The 21,775-nt window shown below is 44.1% G+C and carries 31 protein-coding genes; 30 read left to right on the top strand and 1 reads right to left on the bottom strand.

Annotated elements, in window-relative coordinates; genetic code table 11:
• Positions 1–19 precede the first annotated feature (19 nt).
• The 12 genes from ACFSUB_RS08385 to ACFSUB_RS08330 are packed head-to-tail and all read left to right on the top strand — an operon-like array spanning position 20 to position 6,375.
• The gene (locus ACFSUB_RS08385; RefSeq protein WP_380712725.1) at positions 20–241 is read left to right on the top strand and encodes a hypothetical protein; all 222 of its coding nucleotides are present in this window, start codon (positions 20–22) and stop codon (positions 239–241) included.
• Positions 238–993: an MBL fold metallo-hydrolase gene (locus ACFSUB_RS08380; RefSeq protein WP_380712724.1), complete on the top strand. Its 756-nt coding sequence runs from the start codon at positions 238–240 to the stop codon at positions 991–993. The genes ACFSUB_RS08385 and ACFSUB_RS08380 overlap by 4 nt, the downstream gene beginning before the upstream one ends.
• Positions 994–1,004: 11 nt before the next feature.
• Positions 1,005–1,838: a conserved phage C-terminal domain-containing protein gene (locus tag ACFSUB_RS08375; protein WP_380712723.1), complete on the top strand. Its 834-nt coding sequence runs from the start codon at positions 1,005–1,007 to the stop codon at positions 1,836–1,838.
• Complete coding sequence (locus ACFSUB_RS08370; protein WP_380712722.1) at positions 1,798–3,114, top strand: replicative DNA helicase; 1,317 nt, start codon at positions 1,798–1,800, stop codon at positions 3,112–3,114. The genes ACFSUB_RS08375 and ACFSUB_RS08370 overlap by 41 nt, the downstream gene beginning before the upstream one ends.
• Before the next feature lie 3 nt (positions 3,115–3,117).
• On the top strand, positions 3,118–3,396 hold the full coding sequence (locus ACFSUB_RS08365; protein ID WP_380712721.1) for a hypothetical protein: 279 nt from the start codon (positions 3,118–3,120) through the stop codon (positions 3,394–3,396).
• Between the two features lie 11 nt (positions 3,397–3,407).
• Entirely contained in the window at positions 3,408–3,692 is a 285-nt protein-coding gene (locus ACFSUB_RS08360) for a hypothetical protein (RefSeq protein ID WP_380712720.1), read from the top strand.
• Positions 3,685–3,807, top strand: coding sequence for a hypothetical protein (locus ACFSUB_RS08355; RefSeq protein WP_380712719.1), 123 nt, complete (start codon positions 3,685–3,687; stop codon positions 3,805–3,807). Before ACFSUB_RS08360 ends, ACFSUB_RS08355 begins: the two co-directional genes overlap by 8 nt.
• 37 nt (positions 3,808–3,844) lie before the next feature.
• Entirely contained in the window at positions 3,845–4,132 is a 288-nt protein-coding gene (locus tag ACFSUB_RS08350; RefSeq protein ID WP_380712718.1) for a hypothetical protein, read from the top strand.
• A gap of 11 nt (positions 4,133–4,143) precedes the next feature.
• Positions 4,144–4,920 carry a hypothetical protein gene (locus tag ACFSUB_RS08345; RefSeq protein WP_380712717.1) on the top strand — a complete coding sequence of 259 codons (777 nt, stop codon included), beginning with the start codon at positions 4,144–4,146 and terminating at the stop codon, positions 4,918–4,920.
• A complete protein-coding gene (locus ACFSUB_RS08340; protein WP_380712716.1) occupies positions 4,917–5,444 on the top strand; it encodes a hypothetical protein in 528 nt (175 codons plus the stop codon). The genes ACFSUB_RS08345 and ACFSUB_RS08340 overlap by 4 nt, the downstream gene beginning before the upstream one ends.
• A 1-nt stretch (position 5,445) precedes the next feature.
• Entirely contained in the window at positions 5,446–5,916 is a 471-nt protein-coding gene (locus ACFSUB_RS08335) for a hypothetical protein (RefSeq protein WP_380712715.1), read from the top strand.
• Between the two features lie 57 nt (positions 5,917–5,973).
• Complete coding sequence (locus ACFSUB_RS08330; RefSeq protein ID WP_380713220.1) at positions 5,974–6,375, top strand: DUF1492 domain-containing protein; 402 nt, start codon at positions 5,974–5,976, stop codon at positions 6,373–6,375.
• Positions 6,376–6,507: 132 nt separating this feature from the next.
• Here the strand turns inward: ACFSUB_RS08330 and ACFSUB_RS08325 are convergent, their stop codons facing one another.
• Complete coding sequence (locus tag ACFSUB_RS08325; RefSeq protein WP_380712714.1) at positions 6,508–6,729, bottom strand: DUF2188 domain-containing protein; 222 nt, start codon at positions 6,727–6,729, stop codon at positions 6,508–6,510.
• A gap of 89 nt (positions 6,730–6,818) precedes the next feature.
• Between ACFSUB_RS08325 and ACFSUB_RS08320 the strand changes: the two genes are divergently transcribed.
• The 18 genes from ACFSUB_RS08320 to ACFSUB_RS08235 all read left to right on the top strand — a co-directional run bounded on the left by ACFSUB_RS08320 (position 6,819) and on the right by ACFSUB_RS08235 (position 21,758).
• The gene (locus ACFSUB_RS08320; protein ID WP_380712713.1) at positions 6,819–7,052 is read left to right on the top strand and encodes a hypothetical protein; all 234 of its coding nucleotides are present in this window, start codon (positions 6,819–6,821) and stop codon (positions 7,050–7,052) included.
• A gap of 109 nt (positions 7,053–7,161) precedes the next feature.
• Positions 7,162–8,085 carry a Kiwa anti-phage protein KwaB-like domain-containing protein gene (locus ACFSUB_RS08315; protein ID WP_380712712.1) on the top strand — a complete coding sequence of 308 codons (924 nt, stop codon included), beginning with the start codon at positions 7,162–7,164 and terminating at the stop codon, positions 8,083–8,085.
• A 556-nt stretch (positions 8,086–8,641) separates the two neighbouring features.
• Positions 8,642–8,959, top strand: coding sequence for an HNH endonuclease (locus ACFSUB_RS08310; protein WP_380712710.1), 318 nt, complete (start codon positions 8,642–8,644; stop codon positions 8,957–8,959).
• An 84-nt stretch (positions 8,960–9,043) separates the two neighbouring features.
• Entirely contained in the window at positions 9,044–9,421 is a 378-nt protein-coding gene (locus tag ACFSUB_RS08305) for a hypothetical protein (protein WP_380712709.1), read from the top strand.
• A complete protein-coding gene (locus ACFSUB_RS08300; protein WP_380712708.1) occupies positions 9,418–11,082 on the top strand; it encodes a terminase large subunit in 1,665 nt (554 codons plus the stop codon). Before ACFSUB_RS08305 ends, ACFSUB_RS08300 begins: the two co-directional genes overlap by 4 nt.
• Positions 11,083–11,094: 12 nt before the next feature.
• Positions 11,095–12,510: a hypothetical protein gene (locus tag ACFSUB_RS08295; RefSeq protein ID WP_380712707.1), complete on the top strand. Its 1,416-nt coding sequence runs from the start codon at positions 11,095–11,097 to the stop codon at positions 12,508–12,510.
• Positions 12,511–12,547: 37 nt separating this feature from the next.
• Positions 12,548–13,801 carry a phage portal protein gene (locus ACFSUB_RS08290; protein WP_380713219.1) on the top strand — a complete coding sequence of 418 codons (1,254 nt, stop codon included), beginning with the start codon at positions 12,548–12,550 and terminating at the stop codon, positions 13,799–13,801.
• On the top strand, positions 13,731–14,300 hold the full coding sequence (locus ACFSUB_RS08285; RefSeq protein ID WP_380712706.1) for an HK97 family phage prohead protease: 570 nt from the start codon (positions 13,731–13,733) through the stop codon (positions 14,298–14,300). Before ACFSUB_RS08290 ends, ACFSUB_RS08285 begins: the two co-directional genes overlap by 71 nt.
• 11 nt (positions 14,301–14,311) lie before the next feature.
• On the top strand, positions 14,312–15,499 hold the full coding sequence (locus ACFSUB_RS08280; protein ID WP_380712705.1) for a phage major capsid protein: 1,188 nt from the start codon (positions 14,312–14,314) through the stop codon (positions 15,497–15,499).
• A gap of 14 nt (positions 15,500–15,513) precedes the next feature.
• On the top strand, positions 15,514–15,786 hold the full coding sequence (locus ACFSUB_RS08275; RefSeq protein ID WP_380712704.1) for a hypothetical protein: 273 nt from the start codon (positions 15,514–15,516) through the stop codon (positions 15,784–15,786).
• Positions 15,787–15,788: 2 nt separating this feature from the next.
• Complete coding sequence (locus ACFSUB_RS08270) at positions 15,789–16,085, top strand: head-tail connector protein (protein WP_380713218.1); 297 nt, start codon at positions 15,789–15,791, stop codon at positions 16,083–16,085.
• Positions 16,085–16,384 carry a phage head closure protein gene (locus ACFSUB_RS08265; RefSeq protein WP_380712703.1) on the top strand — a complete coding sequence of 100 codons (300 nt, stop codon included), beginning with the start codon at positions 16,085–16,087 and terminating at the stop codon, positions 16,382–16,384. The genes ACFSUB_RS08270 and ACFSUB_RS08265 overlap by 1 nt, the downstream gene beginning before the upstream one ends.
• On the top strand, positions 16,381–16,728 hold the full coding sequence (locus ACFSUB_RS08260; RefSeq protein WP_380712702.1) for an HK97 gp10 family phage protein: 348 nt from the start codon (positions 16,381–16,383) through the stop codon (positions 16,726–16,728). Before ACFSUB_RS08265 ends, ACFSUB_RS08260 begins: the two co-directional genes overlap by 4 nt.
• Complete coding sequence (locus ACFSUB_RS08255; RefSeq protein WP_380712701.1) at positions 16,725–17,057, top strand: hypothetical protein; 333 nt, start codon at positions 16,725–16,727, stop codon at positions 17,055–17,057. The genes ACFSUB_RS08260 and ACFSUB_RS08255 overlap by 4 nt, the downstream gene beginning before the upstream one ends.
• Positions 17,058–17,945, top strand: coding sequence for a major tail protein (locus ACFSUB_RS08250; protein WP_380712700.1), 888 nt, complete (start codon positions 17,058–17,060; stop codon positions 17,943–17,945).
• Between the two features lie 18 nt (positions 17,946–17,963).
• Complete coding sequence (locus ACFSUB_RS08245; RefSeq protein ID WP_380712699.1) at positions 17,964–18,308, top strand: hypothetical protein; 345 nt, start codon at positions 17,964–17,966, stop codon at positions 18,306–18,308.
• A gap of 235 nt (positions 18,309–18,543) precedes the next feature.
• Entirely contained in the window at positions 18,544–21,018 is a 2,475-nt protein-coding gene (locus ACFSUB_RS08240) for a phage tail protein (protein WP_380712698.1), read from the top strand.
• Positions 21,015–21,758 carry a hypothetical protein gene (locus ACFSUB_RS08235; RefSeq protein WP_380712697.1) on the top strand — a complete coding sequence of 248 codons (744 nt, stop codon included), beginning with the start codon at positions 21,015–21,017 and terminating at the stop codon, positions 21,756–21,758. Before ACFSUB_RS08240 ends, ACFSUB_RS08235 begins: the two co-directional genes overlap by 4 nt.
• Positions 21,759–21,775 lie beyond the last annotated feature (17 nt).

Raw genomic sequence — 21,775 nt, 5'->3', positions numbered from 1 at the left:
GAGGAAGTCTATCAGAGACATGGCTCACAACATGGAAGCACAGCTGCAGGTCAACGAGCATAAAGGCAACTGGAGAAAGGAGCACCACGAATTCCTGCAGCGAGAGATGGAACGGAACGCCGAGGTTCTGAAATACGAGTTGGCTAAAGATGATGTAGACAGGCATGAAATCACCATCCGCTGCGCCAACATCGCCAACTTTGCCATGATGATAGCTGACAATGAAGGTGCGTCGCTATGAAGATAGACATTCTGGCAAGCGGTTCGGACGGCAACTGCATTGCTGTCCGGGTTGGCGCCACAACGATTGTAATAGATGCAGGCGTGGCCAAAACGAAGATAGAGAAGAAGCTCCTGGATGCCGGAATTCGGGCGGATCAAATTAACGCATTTTTCGTGACGCACGCCCACAAAGACCATACTAAAGGGCTTCTGCTTGCCAATAAGTACGGCATTCCGGTGTACGCGCCGGCAGAGGAATGGAAAGAGATCCAGGGCGTAGATGACGAACTGCAGCATTCGATTGATAACAGTATCTTGTATGACTACGAGGGCTATGACGAATGGGTTGAGGTTATCTCCTTCAATGTCAGCCACGATGCTTTTAATCCGAAAGGCTATGTCATTCAAACGTCTACCGAAAAACTATCAATCTGTCTGGATACAGGCGTTGTATCAGAAGCCATGCTGGAAGCGATGAGCGACTCTGATATTTATATAATCGAAGCCAATCATGATGTGGACATGCTGACACATTCCAGCTATCCATTGAGCGTTCAGGTACGGATCGCATCACACATCGGCCACCTGAGCAACGAGCAGACTGCGGACGTTTTGGACAAGTTAATACAAGGCAGGGGAGAGCAGATATACCTGACGCACCTGAGCAGCAGTAACAACCTGCCGGCACTGGCCAAAATGGCAGTCGAGCAAGAATTGAAAAAGAAAGGCTACCACCCAGGAAGAGAGTTTGAGTTGGAGGTGGTGAAATGAGGGTGAGGTAAATGTCAAATAAACCGGAAGGGTGGATAAAACTTCATAGACAGATCATGGAGAGTGACACTTTTTCGCGCCTTACACTCGTCCAGAAACTAATTGCCATTTACATCCTTCTGGACGCTAACTATGAAAAAAGCATATGGTACGACAAATATAAGGACGTTGAAGTGGAAGTACACCGAGGGGAGACGGTCATTTCCAGGAATAAAATCGCCAATGAATGGTTTGCTACTGATAAAGAAGTGACCGAGCAAAAAGTAAGAACCACATTAAGGAAATTGGAAAAACTCAATTTTTTAACCATCGAATCAACCAAGCATTACACCAAGCTGAAAGTGCATAATTACGACTTTTATCAAGAACGTAATGATAAAGATAACCAGGCTGATAACCAAGAAGAAACCAAGCATCAACCAAGCGATAACCACAAACAAGAAGAACCAAGAAGAACCAAGAATAAAGAGAGCGTTCCTTTTGCTGAAATTATTAACCACCTCAATGCGAAAACCGGTAAGAAATTCAGCGCTAAAAGTGAAGCGAATAAGAAATTGATCCGTGCCAGATGGAATGAAGGGAGATCCCAGGCAGACTTTATTCATGTCATAGACATCAAGTGCTCGGACTGGCTGCAGGACTCAAAGATGTTTGAGTATCTCAGACCCTCAACCCTCTTTCGTCAACAGAACTTTGAGAAATACGTCAATCAAAATCAACAGCCACCGCCTAAGAAAAGACCAGCGGATCCCCGCGACAAAGAAATAGCCATACAGAAATGGATGCAGGCAGGAGGTGATCCGGATGAGTTCAGCTGGGACGCTTACAACAACTGGACCGGTTAATCATCAAGATGTAAATGCGGAACAGTGGGTGATTGGTGCTGTTCTCCTGGAACCGGACGTGCTGGACGACATTGTTTTTCTGGAATCCCGTGACTTCGCCACGGTGCAGAACCGGAAAATCTTTGAGGTGATGAAGTACCTGTCTTCCCAGGACAAACCGGTCGACATCCTAACCATAAGCCAGGAATACGTGAAGTTTGGACGTTTCGATGACATGGGCGGTGTCAGCTATCTCACAGACTTGGCCAATGCGACACCAACAGCTGCCAGCGTTGAGCACTATGCCGAAATTGTCCGGTCCAAAGCTATCCGGAGGCGCGGTATTGAAGCAGCTCATGATATCCAGAAGATGAGCGACGACGATTACGACAGCGATGATGATTACTTCGCCGCCGTGGAAGAACGGATTGCAGACATCAGACCGAACGACACCGGCAAAATGCGGAGCTTCAGTGAATCGAAAGACCTTTACTTCCAACACCTGCGGACCAAGAACGAATTCATGCCAACCGGTTTTTCGCAATTCGACACCTGGGCGCACGGACTGTGGAGAGGCTGGCTGTTTATCAGTGCCGGCAGGCCGTCTGTAGGGAAAACAGCCAAGCTGCTGCAGCGTGTTTACAACGTGGCCGGTCAGGACGCCGGCGTAGTGCTCTTGTACTCACAGGAAATGGACGAAAACCAAATAAAAGACCGCATGATTGCGGCCATATCGAAGGTCAATTATAACCGCATCAAAAACAAAGAGCTGTCTCAGGACGAGATGGCCAAGGTTGAAAAAGCGTATGCCAATATCGAGAGCCTGCCGATATTCATCCAGGATTCTTCCGGCGTAGGCATTGATGAAATCCGAGCGACAGCGCGCAGCTTCAAACGGAAATACGGCAAGATTGCCATGATTGCCGTGGATTACCTGCAGATCATGAACATACCGCAAAAGAAGCAGGAAACCCGGAATCAAGCGATTGGGAACGTCACATCAGCCGCGAAAAGCATCGCCAGAGACATGCAGTGCTGCTTCATGATGCTTTCTCAGATGACCAGGGAAAGCGAGAATCACAAAAAGCCGCAACTGTCTCACCTGAAAGAATCGGGGAGCATTGAGCAGGACGCGGACGTGGTCGAATTCCTCTGGTATGACGAGGAAGATGAAGATGATTCACCGGGCAGAGTCGTGCAGCAGTTCATTGCGAAAGGCCGTGACATAGGAATCAATGACTTCCGACTGCAATTCAAAGGCTGGTTCCAGCGTTTTGAGGAAATGTGGGGTGCTTAAACGATGGACGATGTGCTGACCACGGAACAGTATCAGAATTCCCTCGAGTGGATGAAAGAGAAGGCGCAGCAGCTGGAGCATCCACTCCTGGATGAACAATCGAAAGAAAAGCTCATGAAGAAATATGACTATGTATCTTCCAAAGTAGACGAATACCTGAACCATTACTTTGCCGAAAGGGATCCGGATTTGAAAGAGATCTACCAGGAACAGGGGTTGATTCCGGCAGATGGACCGGATCCGGACGAGGAAGAAGATATGACCGATTGGTTGAACGATTAGGAGGTAAATCAATGAATCTGACAGAACACGGCGACATTGCTAAGACCAAAACGTATAAAGCTGAATTGCAGAAATCCGAGGAAGTCGCAGAGTGGGGCGAACACGCACCTTCTACACGGGGAGTGTCTTTACCGGCGTATTTCGATATCAACGACGCTGACCTAAGACGGCAGTTTAAGCAAAAAATGAAGGCGATCTGCCATAAAGAAGGCTTTGACACGGTAGTGCTGCACGAAATCACGCATACGGAATATCTGATTGAGATCCAAGAAGAAGGAGATGAAACCAATGGGTGATATGGCTGACATGATGATGGATGGAACGCTTTGTGAATGCTGCGGCGGCATTGTAGATGATGACGAGATGACGGAAGCACCAGGATATCCCCAGACTTGCGATGACTGCAGCTGATGGGACGGATTATGCGATTTAGAAAGGGTGATTGAGCATGAAAAAAGTCATCGACGGAAAGTTATTCGACACAAAAAAAGCTGAAAAGATAACTGGTTTCTCGAGAGAACGCGTTGTCAGGGAAATACATTGTGTTCACTGGCGCTGGACGGATGGTGTGCTGTATCGAACAAAAAATGGCATATGGTTTGAAGTTGTGGACACCTTCTATGTGAGCGATCCTCCGGATTGGCATGTCCTGGACGAACACGAGGTCAGAAAACTGCTGCTCAATGTTAACCCGGATAAGTTTATAGAGTGGTTTGAAGATATTGAGGAAGCATAGGAGGCGATTCTATGAAAATATCGGAATACTCGGATGCGATCAGTCAGGGGTTCACGGATGAGCAGATAGCCAAAGCAGCCGGGATGAGCGAGGACGAACTGTACGACTGGAAGGTTGGTCACGGCCTGATAGAAACACCTAAGCCTGCACCAAAGAAAGAAAAGAAGGAGGCGGAGCCTGTGCCTGAAAACAAAGAAAAACCGAAACTGGACAAGGAACTGTACGACAAAGAGCGCGCTGCCAACAAAACCAATAAACAAATAGCTGAAGAATACGGCATCACTACTGCCACGCTGTACGCTAGGAAAAGAGAGTGGACAGAGAGTGATGAAAGTGATCCGGAGCAGCTGAAAGAGAAATTTGTTGCCAAGTCCAACAAGGTGATGCTAGATGAAGTCCATGAGGAACTGAAGAAGGTAAAGGCGCAGCGCGATGATTGGCAGTGGAAGTACGGCGAGGCGGAAGCAGAACTGCAGAACAATGCGCTTGAACCAGTCGCACCATGTCTCGAAGAACAGTGGAAAGACAAGTACGAACAGGCCAAATATGAATGTGAATTGGCGCAGGGTAACCGAGATCATTGGCGAAAACTAGCAGAGCAGTGGGAAAGCCACTACCAGGAAACAAAGCAAGTGTTACGTGAGTTTCAGGACGCTCAACAAGCGGCCGCAGAGTACGCTGAACCTTTGAAAATGGAAACCATCACAGCCGGACCAAACCAAGCCAAAAAACACGCGTCTCAGCTTGCCCTGTTGCTACATGAAGCATACCAGGAGCAGCAGTCATGAGGTTTGTTGGTATTGATCCAAGTACCAAGACAGGGTTCGTAGCGCTGGATACAAACGGGCATACCATCAGGGCGAAAGAATTGACGGGAACAGGTGACAAAGACCCTCGTCGAATGGTAACACTCATTGACGAAGTTATAAGCCACACAGACCTAACAGATTTGATATGTGTGGAAGGGTTCGGATTTAATACGCAACAGGGCATTATGCTCGGTGGTATCGGCTGGGGATTAAGAATGGCGCTGTTCCGTCGGAAAATGAAGTACCTTGAAGCATCTCCCGGATCCCTGAAGAAGTTTGCGAGCGGAAAAGGCAACACCAAAAAGGACGAGCTGGCAGTCCATATCTTCAAACAGTTTGGCTTTGAACATTCCAGCGACAACGTTCGGGACGCATATGTACTGGCACAGATTGCAAGAGCCATACACTACCGAAACCGGGACGCATTTACACACACCAAGGCGCAGCGTGAAGTGATTGAGACGGTGTTGAATCCATCAAAATCTAAGAAGAAGGTGAAATAACATGAGTAAAATAGAACTGAATGTACTATTCAAAAAGCAGCAGAAGGACGATAAGAAAGAGGTTCTGAAATTCGAGGATAAGAGCGATGGAGAGAATGTGTCTTTGGAGTTGTACGAAATGGCCGGTGAGATTGTGAACTTTGAACTGCAAGGCTCTGAAATTGGTCCGATCACTGCAGAATTCGCCAAAATCAACAAGGACAATAAGAAAACGGTTCTGGACTTCACGCTGAAAGGTGACAGTGAGAATAAGGCACTCAGTCTTTATGAGTTTGCAGGCCAGTATATCATGATGACGATTGAACCGTCGCAGATGAGCCTGGAAGACTTCAACGAAGGTGACAGCGGCGAAGAGGGCGACGAACCAGCAGATGATCATGAAAGCATGGAATACACCGTGAATCTGGATGGCACCGCAGACGTGAGCCAAGATACAACCAAAGAGGAAAGTGAAGACGATCTGCCGATATGATAAAACCGAGGTCCGGTTTACTCCGGGCCTTATCTTCTTCCAGTTGGGGTGAGCATGATGTACGATTGGCTGCTAGATTACCAGACGTTGCAGAATGACATAGACTATCAAGAGTATAAGCTGGAGCGTTGTGAAACAGAACTAAAGCGTTGGGTCGAAGGGGATCTGGTGAACGTGAAGCTGCATCGTGATTCCATTGCCTCCAATTTGGAAGAACGGATTGAAGCCCATAAGGAGGAAATCGCCCATAAGAAAGAGCAGCGGGATAAACTGCTGCGTCTTGTGGATACTTTTAAGGGGTTGGATCATAAGATACTGCGGCTTAAATACGTGGACGGCATGACCTTGGAATCCATCGCTGCACACCTCCACTACAGCGAAAGTTACATTTACAAAAAGCACGCGGAGATGAAGCGAATGCTGAAATTCGCGGATGAATTAAAACTTTCACTTTATTAACACCCAGTAGAGTGACTGTTTTCTGTTGAATTTCGGCTTTATAGTAATAGTATAGAATTTTATCAATAAGCCATCGCGAAAATTTCGCGGTGGTTTTTATGAAGAGGGCTGCCGAATTGGCAGCCTTAATTATTACCCTTTAGGGGGATAAGGGTCGTTACCATAGGAATCCGCAGCTCGGAAATTACCGTTTTTATCTTGAATTCTGTGTTCAGACTGATTTTTATCTGCCTGTTTTTTAGAATAAGCCATGGCTTCTTTTTGAGTATCAAAGATTTTTGACACCTTTGAAGCACCTTCTCGTCTTGAAGCCCATTTGTCACCGTATTTCACAGTGTAGTAATTATCACCCATAAATTTCACCTCCTTTCTACCTAAGAAATTCGACAGAAAAAAAGGAATTCCTTTCCTTTTGTCGAAATGAGAAACAAGGAGGTGGAAATATGAATGTTACTAGAAAAGACACATGCGAAGACTGCACACATACTATTCATTGGTTCTATCATGTGCCTCAGCATAAAAAGAGGGGACTTGAATGGGAGTCAAAACCAAGTAATATGATAGGTGTTAAAGAAGCTGTGGATACTTTCGAACAAGACGGTTATAAATGGCCCTCAAAGGTGTTGGTGTACTGTTCAAAATGCGGGTATTTAAACGATTTTAATGTTAGTTATTGAAAGTAAAGCATCCTCGGACGGATGCTTTAAAATTTCTAGAAAAAAGATGTAAAAAGTAGCAGGAAAATGGAACCTCCTGTCGAAAATGGGAGGCGGGAGGAGTGATAATGTGGAATTAAGTAGAATTCAAGAATATCTAAGACAGTATCAGAACCCTGAGGGAAGATTATCAATTTTGTTAGTTAAGAAAGATCGAAACAGATACGAGGCTAACCGCCCTGATATCTCTTTAAGAGTGCAACAAGAGGTAGTAGATTTATTGAAACGTCGAGTAGAGGCTTTCATTAGTAATGATCAACTCAATCAAGTGCAGTTCAACCCTAGTGGTCACTTGAGGGATGAGTATTCAGTTTGTAGTTATGATTATGTGGGTAACTTTGAAGAAGTAGTTAATTTATTCAACACCTATCAACAGAGTCAATTAGACCCCGAAAATATAAGTTTTATTGCAATAAGATTAAGGATTAATGATGAATATGAAGATCCTGAATATGTTTATTTCTTCAAAAAGCATCACAAACTCAGGAAAATCAGAAATGGTTTTTGGATGAAAAGGGTTAATGACACATTTGATGTGATTGATGATTCAGCTCTCATACCATTTGACGGAGACATAGATGCAATCGCATTTGAAAATGAAATTGCATTCTTTTCGCACTATATGGCCGAAAGGATTTTTAATCTCCAAGCTCAATTTACAAGATTTGCACAATACGTACTAGAAGAAGTGCGAGACGGAAGAAGAATTTCCAATTTTGATCAGTTTTATGATGATTGTTTGCAATCCGGCAGTATCATTAGAAGATTGACTAAGATCCAACAAAATTCACGAATAATTGAATTGTTCCATGAATACTTTGATAATGCTCCGGAAGTTGTTGATTTATTTGATTTAAATATCGAGTTTAATGATGATTTAAATCAAATAGTTTATGAAGATAAAGACCAGTTAAAAGACATAACAATGCTAATGAAGGACGCCTATTATAGGACTATATTAGCTGATAGAAAAGGAAGAGATGATTACAACTAGACCTATAGAAAGGTAAGAAATCAATGTTCACAAAAACGTTCAGACTCTTACTATTCATTTCTTCTTTCATGCCGTTATATTTGATTCTTGTCGTGAAGTTTTATGACTTTAAATTGAGCTTTGCTGATAATTTGTCCGCAAATCTTACAACGTACTTGATATTAATTGCCTTGGTGACTATATCTATAGCCACTTTCTTATATTTTTTCTTTTGTGAGTTAACCTGGGAAGAAGATTTTAAAAGTATAGATAATGTAAACATGGACATATTAACTTACTTTATCACCTATGTTGTCCCCTTAATCACATTAGAATCTAATAATCCCAATTCAATATTGATCAACATCATGCTATTTGGGGTGATAGGGGTTTTCTATGTTAACGGCAATGCCCTATATTTAAATGTTCTATTTACACTAACGGGATTTAATTTTTATAAAGATAGTGACGGCAAAATTATCATATCGAAGGTGAGTGGGGATAAAATTCATAATCGAAATCATGTAAAAGTTAAACGGATAGGCCGGAAAATTTTCATAATAAATAAGAATCATAAATGAAACCCTACGCTAAAAAGTTCTATAAATCAGCAGCCTGGCGGCATTGTCGTCAGGCTTATTTTGTGCAGCAACATGGTCTTTGCGAACGATGCGGCCGTCCAGGTGATATTGTGCATCACATCGAATACATCACGCCGGAGAACATCAACGATCCGGATGTGACGTTGAGTTTTGAGAACCTGGAATTACTTTGCCAGATCTGCCATAACCAAGAGCACCACGGAGAGAAAGAATTGACAAGAAGAGATGTGATGTTCGATGAAGAGGGTAACTTAGTGAAAGCCGACTCCCCCCTTTCCGATTTCGACAGCTAGGGCCGTGGGTACCGATGGGGGGACTTTTCTGTAATACACAGGTCATTTTTACATGACCCCCTCCCCCAAAAGGTGGTGATTTTAGTGGCTGGAAATGAACAACTTTCCAAGCAGGAACTTAGAGAAAAAGCAATAAAAAAAGAATTCAATCGACTTAAGCGGACTTTTAAAAATTTTGATTTAGATAAAAAACGATTGGCTGCTGCTGAAGGTCTTATGCAGGAATCAGCCTTTATGCGAGTAACACTTGAAGAGTTGAAAAAGGACATTACCGAAAATGGAGCGGTTGATGAGATGTCACAAGGCGAATACACCATTATGCGGGAAAGTCCGGCCGCTAAAACGTATAATACGATGATCCAGCGGTACACAACGGTTAATAAAGAGCTCTTCAACTTGCTTCCGAAAGATAAACCTAAGCCGGAGGATGACGGTTTTGAATCGTTCGTGAATGCGAAATGAATCCCATATTGGAATACTGGGAGAAGATTGAATCGGGCGCAGTGGTTGTAAGCAATAAGGTTAAACGCGTCTATAAAAAGTTAGTTGCTGATTTAGACGACGATACATCCGAATATGAATACGACGAAGATAAAGCAAATCACGCGATAGCGTTTGTTGAGCGATTCTGTAAACATTCGAAAGGAAAGCAAGGCGGTAAACCCTTTAAGCTGGAGTCGTGGCAAAAGGCTATGACTGCTGCCCTTTTCGGCTTTGTCCATAAGACTGAAGGCACTCGAAAATACAAAGAATTTATTTTGATAGTTGCTCGTAAAAACGGAAAGTCAGCTTGGGGATCGGCAATAGCTTTATATATGCTTATGGCCGACGGAGAGCCTGGTCCGGAGGTGGTATCGGCAGCGACCAAAAAAGATCAATCGAAAATTGTATGGTTGGAATCAAAACGGATGGTCAAAAAATCACCGGCATTACGTAAGCGCGTCCGTTCGTTGGTCTCTGAATTAATGACGGACTTCAACGACGGATCCTACAGACCACTCTCCAGCGACGCAAACACGTTGGACGGCCTCAACGTACACTGCTCTTTGATTGATGAATTGCATGCCATCGAAGATGAAAACCTGTATGATGTCATCGTCGACGGGATGACGGCGAGAGAACAACCTCTGTCTATCATCACGACAACAGCCGGAACCGTCCGGGAAGGAATCTTTGATCTGAAATACGATGAGGCTGAACAAATCATCAACGGCTACGACGATCCGAACGGGTACAAAGATGAACATGTGCTGCCGATCATCTATGAATTGGACAAAAGGGAAGAATGGACGGATCCGGATAAATGGGAAAAGGCAAATCCGGGTCTTGGAACCATAAAAAACGCCGAAGAACTTGAACGAAAGGTTAATAAGGCGCGAGCGAATCCTTTGTTGGTAACGAACTTGCTGACAAAGGATTTTAATATACGTTCAACCACAAGCGAAGCGTGGCTTACGTTTGAACAGCTAGACAATCCTCAAGCCTTTGATATTGCGGAGTTGCAACCACGGTATGGTATAGGCGGAGCCGACCTTTCCAGTACAACGGATTTAACGTCTGCTTGTGTTTTGTTTCAGGTGCCGGGTGATGAAACAATCTATTTCAAACACATGTACTGGCTGCCGGAAGATTTACTGGAAAAACGAGTGCACGAAGACAAAGTCCCTTACGACGTTTGGAAAGAACAAGGATTGTTACAAACGACGCCAGGGAACAAAGTCCACTATAAGTTTGTAGTCGATTGGTTCGCGCAAATGCAGGATGAATACGATATATTCATGCCGTGGATCGGCTATGACAGCTGGTCCGCCACGTACTTTGTTGAGGATATGCAGAACCATTTTGGGAGAGACAGCATGATACCGGTTATCCAGGGGAAGAAGTCGTTGTCTGGCCCGATGAAGTCCATGGGTGCTGACCTGGAAAGCAAACGTATCAACTACGGAAACAATCAGGTCACAAAATGGTGCTTGTCTAACACATCCGTGGAAGTGGATAAAAACGACAACATCCAGCCGTCGAAAGGGAAGCAGCAACGTCGGCGCATCGACGGTACGGCAGCTATGCTGAATGCCTATGTCGTGTTCCAGAATAAGAACCAAGACTATGTGAACTTAATATAGGGGGTGGTAAGCATGACGCAAAGCCCGCGCAGTGGAAGGGTAAAGCAAAGCGATGGAACGACCCAAAACATCGTAGACATTTTAGGTGGTGGAACGCCATTGGATAAAGCACCGGTGAATATTAATAAATTTGCCGCCCAAGGTGACGAGGTTGTCGGCGAAGATGGTAACGTTTATAGCTTTACTCAACTCTTGCAAAATGTGGGCGGTGGTGGAACTGTCGATTCGGTTGACTGGGCTGATGTACAAAATAAGCCATCTTCATACAACCCTACGAACCATAACCACGATGAGCTGTATTACACAAAACAGCAAGTGGATGACGAATTTTCGGCATTAAATCCGTACCAGGTGAAGAACAACAGTGGTGATTCGTCTCCAGGTTATTTGGAAAATAAAATCGATGGGAGCACACTTGCTACTGAAAATAACGTGGTAGTGGTGAAGGATGTACAAGGTTTGACCATCGGCATTGTGGAAATCAACGATGCTCTGACAGGAACGGAAACGAACATCCAATCGCAGATTAACCAACTGAAAAATGACTTAGAATCTGCAGCACAGGGCATGCACTTTTATAGTGAGTTTGAGACGAAAGCTGACTTAGACGGAGCTACTACCATGACAGATGGTGCCGTTGCTATTGTTTTAGCAGACGAAACACATGATGGCAACCGAACCATGTATATTTATTCTGGCGCTTTAGGAATGTGGCGCTATGTTGGAAGATTTGAGTATGTTTCAAACTTTTTGGAGATGCAAGATACGCCCACCACCTACGAAAACGCAGACGGAAAAATCGTTAAGGTAGACGAAACGAACGGCCGTTTACTATTCGATTTTCAAAAATGGTCGGATATTCAAGACGGCCCATCCAGCAGCCCGACGGATATTGATGAAGCTGCATCTCAACGTCACGAACATACGAACAAGCCCTCCCTCGATCAGATTACTGTGGAGAATGGAAGTTTATTTATAAATGGCGTTGAATTTGTGCCGAAGAAGCAGACGCTTTACGCACGTAGGACAGGGAGCAACCAAAGTTTACCTAACGGCGAAACGCTAGTCTTCAACAGCAAAACTTCTGGCGACATTGATTATGATGAATCAACCGGTGAATTTACGTTGGAACAGGGTAAGACTTACTCTATTACAGCGCAATTCCATATGTACTTCGGGGACAATTGGACGATGGTAAAGCTGGTTTATGCTGATACCGAAGAAGAGCCATCGGAAGGAGGCGCCCAAGTCACTTTAAACGCAGTTAATGCAGGCAACGCAAACAACACAGGTAATATATTATCAGCGCTAATCACACCGTCCTCAACCAGAGCGTTTAAACTCATGAAAAGTGACACGCAAGGCAATAGTAATGACACTCTGAAAGGTGATAGAAACAGTTCCAGTTTAAGAATCGTGGAAGTTTGATGATCAGTCTACATTAACTAGAAAGGTGGTGATTGATATAGGATTACTAGATTCAAGTTTAGTAGGCTGGATGTTTGGTAAAAAAGCAAACACATCACAAACCGTCACCAATTACAAGATGATTAACGATTTGGGTGACGGTTTTTATTCGTGGAATGGCTCGGTATATAAAAGCGACATTGTGAGAGCCTGTGTCCGTCCAAAAGCAAGAGCGGTAGGGAAGTTGGTCGGGAAGCATGTCCGGGACAATCAGAACGGATTTGTGGACAGTCCTGATCCGAACATCAAAATGCTGCTGCAAGATCCGAACCCGCTCATGAGTGGCCAAATGTTACAAGAGAAAATGGCCATACAGCTGGAGCTGAATAACAACGCTTTTGCCCTGATAAAACGGAGCGAAGAAACGCTGCTGCCTGAACAAATTTATCCGATTCCGGCGATTGAAGTTGAGATGCTGGAAGGACCGAACGGAGACATGTTTCTCCGTTTTTATTTTGAAGACGGCAGCAAAATGGTCGTTCCATATGCGGACGTCATCCACTTACGGCAGGATTTCAACAAACACAATCTGTTTGGAGACAGTCCCCAGGACGCGCTTTTACCTATCATGGAAGTGGTATCGACCATTGACCAGGGTATGAAAAAAGCAATTAAAAACTCTAATGTGATTCGATGGCTCATTAAATTTAATCAAACCTTGCGGCCGGAAGATATCACAAAAGAGACAAAACGCTTTGTGGACGACTTTCTTTCTTCGGACAGTTCTACCATTGGCGCCGCTGCGGTTGACGCGAAGGCAGACGCGCAACAAGTCGATCCAAAAACATACGTGCCGAATGAAGAACAGATGAAGAATATCACGGACCGTATGTATGATTTTTTCAACACGAATAAGCATATTGTCCAAAGCGACTATACCGAGGATGAATGGAATTCCTATTACGAATCCGTCATCGAACCCGTGGCCATGCAGATAGCAAATGAGTACACTCGAAAGATTTTCAGCAGGCGCGAGCGCGGACACGGGAACCGCATTGTGTTTGAGTCAATCAATCTACAATACGCTTCCATGACGACCAAACTGGATTTGGAAAGGATGGTCGATCGCGGGGCGATGACGCCGAATGAATGGCGGAAAATACTCAACCTTGCGCCGATTGAAGGCGGCGACGAACCCGTGAGAAGACTCGACACCGCTCCAGTAAAAGGAGGTGAGGATAATGGACAAAACGGAAACGCGGGAAATGCTGACAGAAAAAATAGAAATCCGCGAGGACGACGAAGGGAATAAAACATTGTCGGGATACGCCGTCAAATGGGAAAAGAAATCCCACGTCCTTGGGTTTTTCCGGAAGTTTCGTGAACAGTTTCAAAAAGGGGCATTCGCTGATTCGTTGCAAAAAGACGATCAGCGTTTTTTATGGTCGCACGATGTCTCACAGGTGCTGGGAAGGACCAAAAACAACACGCTGCGGCTAATGGAAGACAGCACAGGGTTGCGTTTTGAATTGGATCTCCCGAACACGACGCTTGGAAAAGACACTTACACATCCATCGAAAGGGGTGATGTGGATGGCGTCAGTTTTGGTTTTCAGATGGTAAGTCATGATCTGGAAGAGCCGGACGATGATATGCCTCTGAGGACAGTCACTAAAGCAAAACTGATGGAAGTGTCAGCTGTAGCGTTCCCGGCTTACCCGGATAGCGAAGTGAGTGCGCGCGGCTACGATCCGATAAAGGAAGAACACGAAGAACGTCGTTCAAAAATTTATATTTTAAATAATGTATAGGAGTGATTCACATGGATCGAATCAATGAAATTTTGCAGCGTAAAGCAGAAATCAATGAAATTCTGAAGGATGAAAAACGAAGCCAAGACGCAGATCTGAAGGAACTGGAGAAAGAGGTCCGCGAACTGAACGAGGAATTGGAGGATCTGCAAACGCGTCAACGTTTGATTGATGAGACGAAAGAAATCGAAGAAGGTAATGCTCAGACACGTTCTGTCGAAACGTTCAATGGGCAGCCGAGACAAGAGAACCGCGAAACGGGAACTGATTCTATCGAGTACCGGAAGGCATTCATGAATCACGTTGTACGCGGGGAGGAAATCCCCGCTGAATTGCGAGCGGATGAGATCACCTACACCACAGATGTTGGTTCCGTCATCCCGGAAAAAGTGATGAATCGCATTGTTGAGAAGCTAGAAGCCAGCGGAATGATTCTGCCATTGGTGACGCGCACTGCTTACCGCGGTGGTCTGACTATCCCGACATCGAGCGTGAAGCCGGTTGCTACCTGGGTGGCTGAAGGATCTGGAAGCGACAAACAGAAGAAAACAACTGGAAATATTACGTTTGCTTATCACAAGCTTCGGTGCGCTGTCGCTATGTCCCTTGAAGTGGACACTATGGCACTGTCGGCGTTTGAATCGACGTTTGTTCAAAACGTTGTGGAGGCTATGACAAAAGCGTTGGAGCAGGCGATCATCAGCGGTGATGGTGCAGGGAAGCCGACAGGTATCCTTTCAGAGACACCGGCAACGGGTCAGGCGATTGACGCATCTGAAGTAAATTATCAAGCGCTTGTCGATGCGGAAGCTGCACTGCCGCTTGAATATGAATCCGGTGCGGTGTGGACCATGACGAAAAAGACCTTCATGAATTTCGTTGGCATGACCGATAGCAACGGCCAGCCGATTGCGCGCGTAAACTATGGCATCAATGGCACACCAGAGCGTACACTGCTGGGACGTCAAGTGGTTCTCTGCAACTACCTTGACAGCTTTGACGCAGCCGCGGATGGAACGTCTTTTGCTTTCCTTTTCAACTACACCGACTACATCGTAAACACCAATTACCGCATGGGTGTGAAACGGTATGAGGATAATGAGACAGACGACCAAGTGACCAAGGCCGTTATGCTCGTAGATGGAAAGGTAGTGGACAAGAATTCTCTCGTTGTCTTGAATAAAGCAAGCGCAGCGTAAGGAGGATATAGTCCGTGAAGCGAAAAGTGATTAGAGCGTTTTTTGACAAAACCGACGCTAACAAACCGTATTCCAAAGGCGACACCTATTCCCATTCCGATGGGGATAGGATCTCTTTTTTGGCCGAAAAAGGATTCCTGGAGCAAAAGAGTAAGCAACCTCCTTCTCCATCGGAAGGGGAATACCCCAAACATGCCGGCGGCGGCTATTACAAACTGTCCAATGGCGAAAAAGTGAATGGGAAGAAAGAAGCCGAGAAAGCACAGGCGGAATTGGATGGTGATTGATCATGCCCTTGCTGGAAGAAGTGAAAGCCGCTTTACGCATCACCACGAATGATGAGGGGATTAAGGGCGAAGTCCAGGAACTGATCAACTCTGCTAAGATTGACCTCGTCCAGGCCGGTGTGAAAGAGTCACTGGTCAATATGGACGAACCGGATGCCATTATCAAACGGGCCATCAAGACGTATGCGAAGGCTAATTTCGGCTATGATAACCCCGAAGCCGGGCGATTTTACGAATCATACGTTATGTTGAAGCAGCACCTCAGCCTATACGGCGACTACAAGGCGGCTGGTTCCTGATGCGATATAACGACGTGATCTATCTCATATCGAAAACAATCGAGTATGACGATTACGGCAACCCGATCGAAAAACCGATCAAAAGGAAAGTCTATGCTAATCGGATGCGTGTCACGACAAGCGAGCGATACGAAGCCGGACAACAAGGGTTGAAACCGTCGAAGCGTTTTGAAATCTACTCATTTGAGTATGACGGCGAAACGTCCCTGAAACACAAAGACACGACATACAACGTGATGGACGTGGACGAGCGCGGAGATAAACTCCAATTAGTCTGTGATAAGGATGTGGGGACATGATTGATCTGCAAAAAGAAATCAGCCAAGCGCTTTCTGAGTATACGGATGAAGTTACCGAAGAATTAGACGAAGCAAAGAAAAAAGTTGCTAAGGAATCAGCCAAGACGCTGAAACGAACCAGTCCAAGTTTGACTGGCGATTACGCAAAAGGATGGCGAGCGAAAAAGGTCGGGAACGCTTGGGTGGTACACAACAAGACGGACTATCAACTTACACACCTTCTCGAAAAAGGTCATGCCAAACGCGGCGGCGGTCGTGTTCCGGCTCAACCACATATCCGACCAGTGGAGCAGGAAGCGATCGAAGAGTTCGAAAATCGTATAGAAAGGGCGATTAGAGGATGACGTTATTGGAATTTATCGGCGCTTTAAAAAGCAGCGGTCTTCCAGTCGCTCATAGTCGTTTTGTAGACACGGCGTCCACACCTGCACCATCGCCGCCGTTCATCGTCTACTTGGATGATGAATCAAACAATCTCATAGCAGATAACAAGGTGTATCATGCCGTTAGGAACCCGACCATTGAATTGTACACCGACAAGAAAGACGTCGCAGCGGAACAGGCGCTGGAAGACGCTTTGAATGACAACGAATTACCTTTCCAGGTCGAAGATGAAGTTTATATCGACTCGGAGAAACTTTTTCAACGAATTTATTCTATAGGAGTGATTTGAATGCCTGAAAACAAAGTAGTTTTTGGACTAAAAAATTCCCATTATGCAGTGATAAGTGAAGATGAAAGTACAGGTGAAGTAACATATGGAACACCTAAACCTTTACCGGGAAGTGTGGAACTATCCCTTGAGGTTCGTGGTGACCCAGTAGAGTTTTATGCTGATGACATGTTGTTTTATAGCGCATCAAACAACCAAGGCTATAACGGAACATTGACGATTGCAAAACTTACAGAACAGTTTAAACAGGAAGTGCTCGCAGAAGAAATGGAGTCAAATGATTCTGTTCTGATTGAAAAACAGAACGCAAAACCTAAAAATATTGCTTTCATGTTTGAATTTGACGGCGACCAAAAAGCAGTACGACACCTGATGTACAACTGTACAGTATCCCGTCCGAACCTGACAGGTAGTACAAAGACAGATTCCGTAGAACCATCAACGACGGAGCTAACATTCATCGCTTCTCCGCGGGAAAAAGATCGAGCAGTGAAGGTATCGACTACTGGAAGTACGACAGCATCTGTGTATAATGCTTGGTATGATTCAGTATATGAACCGAAAGAAGACACTACGTCACCAACCGTAACAGTGTCTCCTAGTGATGGAAGTGCTTCTGTGGCAGTTACAACTGATATTATCTGGACTTTCTCTGAAGCAATCCGTGAAGCTGATGTAACAAGCGCTAATTTCTTCCTGAATGATGATACAGGCGCTGAAGTTGCTAGTACATTGTCGCTGAACGCTGACCAAACAGAGGTGACACTTACACCTGATTCAGAACTCGCAACGACCACGGATTATACTGCTATTGCAACTCAAAATATTAAAGACGTTGCTGGAAACAACCTAAAACAAAATAGCGTAACCAACTTTACGACTGCATAATAAAGGAGATAAAACAATATGGAAAAAACAATAGAGATAGACGGCAAACAGATACGGTTTGAATCCAAAGGTTCAACGCCCCTCAGGTACAAAAAGCAATTCAATCAGGATTTCTTCGTGGATATCATGAAGATGCAACAACTGTCTAATGTGAAGAAAAATCAGCAATTGAGCTATGAAGAGCTGCAGATGCTAGACATGGAAGTGTTCTACAATATCTGTTGGGTCATGGCAAAAACAGCAGATATCTCTATCCCAGAGCCGCTGGAATGGTTAGATGAGTTTGAAACATTCCCTCTTATGGATATTTTGGTGGAGATCCAGGAGCTTATTACAAACTCCATTGAAGGTAAAAAAAAGTGACAGATCAGGAATCGGACAGTGAGCCAATCACTACCGATTCCTTTTTTATGACGTGTAAACAGGCTGGACTATCGTATTTTGAGTTGGATGAAATAACTATTGGCATGGCTTTGGACATTGTAGATACCTACATTGAGTGGAACAAGCCGAAAGACCAACAGCAACAGCAAGATAGTGTACGCAGGGCTACACAGAAGGATTTTGACGCCTTCTAAAAGAGGAAGGAGGTGGAATAATGGCAAAACGAATCAAAGGTATCACGATAGAACTGGATGGCGAGACGAAAGGTCTTGATAAGGCTCTATCTAACGTCAATAAGCGTTCTAAGAATCTCCAGAGTGAGCTTCAAGACGTTGATAAACTGCTTAAATTCAATCCCGGCAATACTGATTTGATTGCACAAAAACAAAAACTGCTGGCTGATCAGGTTGAGAATACATCTTCAAAATTAGATCAGTTACGTGATGCACAAAGCCAGGTGCAGCAACAATTTGAAAGCGGCGAAATTGGAGAAGAGCAGTACCGGTCGTTTCAAAGAGAGATAACGGAAACAGAATCCAAACTATCTACATTTGAAACAAAACTGCAAGAATCTCAGCAACAAGCCAATAAATTTGCTGACAAAATGCAGAACGCAAGCGAGAAAATGAAAGGTATTGGAGATGGATTAAAGGATACCGGAGGTAAAATGTCCGGCTTTTTAACAGGTCCAATACTGGCAGGACTTGGAGCAGTCACCAAAGGTACAGAAGAATATAGGCAGAACTTAAGTAAGTTGCAGACCAACGCTGAACAGGCAGGCGTAGGAGCAGATGCAATGAATGATGCTCTTGTACGCCTTTCTGGAGTATCTGATGATACCAATGCAAATGTTGAAGCCTTGTCTAATCTTCTAGCGTCTGGCTTTGACCAACAGGGCATGACAAAGGCTATGGATGCTCTTTCTGGTGCGGTTGTAAAATTCCCCGATACGTTGAAAATGGAATCACTCGCTGATGGATTGCAAGAGACGATATCGACAGGAAAAGCTGTAGGTCCATTTTCAGAGCTTATTGATCGACTTGGGATAGACATGGAAAAGTTTAATCAAGGGCTTCAAAAGGCAACGGAGAATGGAAATGCACAGAACTATGTTCTACAGACCCTTGCTGACAGTGGACTTTCTAAAGTTAATGAAGAGTACAGAAAGAATAATGAAGAACTGGTTAAATCCCAGGAAGCGCAAGCAAATTTTAAACAATCAATGGCTGAATTAGGAAGTACTTTAGAACCTATCGTCACGAAAGCGACCACTTTAGTTACCAAATTAGTATCCAAATTCAACGATTTAAGTCCTACAGCTCAGAAAATATCCATAGCCATTGGAGGTATAGCCGCAGCCATTGGCCCTTTGCTTGTGGTTATGGGAACGCTGATATCCTCTGTGGGTAATATCATTAGCGTTGTCACAAAACTAGGTCCGGTATTTTCCGTTTTAACTGGTCCAGTAGGACTCGTTATAGCCGCGATAGCCGCCTTGGCTGCTGGACTTGTTATAGCCTACAAACGTTCTGAGACATTCCGAAATGTTGTGAATAAGGCATGGGAAGCCATAAAGACAGCATGGCAGGCAACAATGGACTTTTTCACCACGACATTGCCACAGTGGGTAAATAATATTGTGAAGTGGTTTAAGAATCTTGGCACGCAGGCAAAAAACGTATGGAATGCTATTAAAAATACTCTATCTACGGTTTGGCAAGCCATTAAAACGGCTGTTATGACCGTTATAAAGGGTATATGGACTGGTATTAAACAGTATTTCAAGCTATACAAAACAATCATAAAAACTGTCATGAAAGCAATAAAGACCACCATCAAAACAATATGGAAAGCCATTAAAACAGTCTTCACTACCACTGTAAATGCTATTAAAACTTTCATCCAAAATAGCTGGAAACGCCTTAAAAATATCACTTCTACAGTATTCAATGCTATCAAAAATACTATCAAGACCATCTGGAACGGTATTAAAACTGCCTTTACCACTACAGTTAATGCTATAAAAAATGCACTTACTGCAGCATGGAATACGATTAAAAACACTACTCAAACGGTATTTAATACCGTGAAAACTACCATACAGTCTATCTGGAACAGCATAAAAAGCTGGTTCTCATCTGCTCTTTCTGGTATTGCAAGCACAGTCAGCAGTAAGATGACTGAAGCGAAAAATTCCATTCAGAATATATGGAATCAAGCAAAATCATTCTTATCTTCTATTAATTTAACTCAAATTGGAAGAGATATAATACAGGGCTTGCTGAACGGTATTTCTGAGATGGCAAGTCAGGTATGGAACAAAGCTAAAGAGATAGCTGATGGAATCAAAGACCGCATTCAAGGTGCATTGAACATCAATTCTCCTTCAAAAGTTACGGCTGAACTTGGCCGTTTCACCGGTGAAGGTCTTGTGGTTGGCATGGAAGCTATGCAGAAGAAGATCCGGCAAGCCAGTGATAGGATGGCACAAGCAGCTACACCAAGTATGCCATCAGTTGCTACACCTGATATGAATGGTGGTGCAGGCGGAACAACAGAGATGAATAACTTCCGCGGCATGATGGAAGGGGCGAATTTAACAGTACGTGAAGAAGCTGACATAGAGAAAATATCCAGAGATTTATTCAGGCAAATTGAAAATAGAAAAAGGGGGAGTGGCAGACGATGAAGATAGATGGCTTTGATATCAAAAACCAGTATGGTGTGTATCCAACTTCTGATATGGAGTATGCCATTCTTCCTGAGCTACGGCAATATATGCAGGAGTTGAATACAAGTGGGAGTGTGTATTATGGAACGGTGCATGGCGTCCGTTCCTTTTCTATTCCATGTTTCATTTTAGGTTCAGATTATATGGAGAAGATCGACCAATTTAAGAGGTTATTCTTAGATGAAAATGGTGACCAGAAAGAGGTATACATTGAATTTGATGCCTGGTCAAACAGAAGATTGAAAGTATTTTTGCAGAGTACAATAAGTATCACCAAAAGAAGCCACAATGCGGCAGAGTTTGAGTTTTCAATTACTGCCGCAAGTCCATATTATGAGAGTGCAAATTCTATTGAAAAGTATTTTGATGCCCTTTCCTTGCCACAGGAGATACCTATAGAGTATTACGGCACAAAAAGTACCGGATTTACAATTACTGTGTCTGGTACAGCAGGATCATTCACCATCAAAACAGTGCAGAAAGATGGTTCAGAGAGTACATTCAGTTATGATAGTAGCTCTCATGATACCTACATGACGATTGATTTTATCAATTTTACTATTGATGACAATGGTTCAAATGGATTGATGAATAGTAGTGGTGACTTTCTACAGTTAAATATCAACACATCAAAAGTCGTCATAGACGGCGATGTTTCAGGTTCATTAAACCTATCTTACAGAGAGCGATATGTATAGAAAGGGGAGTATGCAGC

The sequence above is a fragment of the Salibacterium lacus genome (assembly GCF_042684865.1).
In the GTDB taxonomy this organism is placed as follows: Bacteria; Bacillota; Bacilli; order Bacillales; family Marinococcaceae; genus Salibacterium; species Salibacterium lacus.
This window is presented reverse-complemented; position numbering and strand designations above follow the sequence as displayed.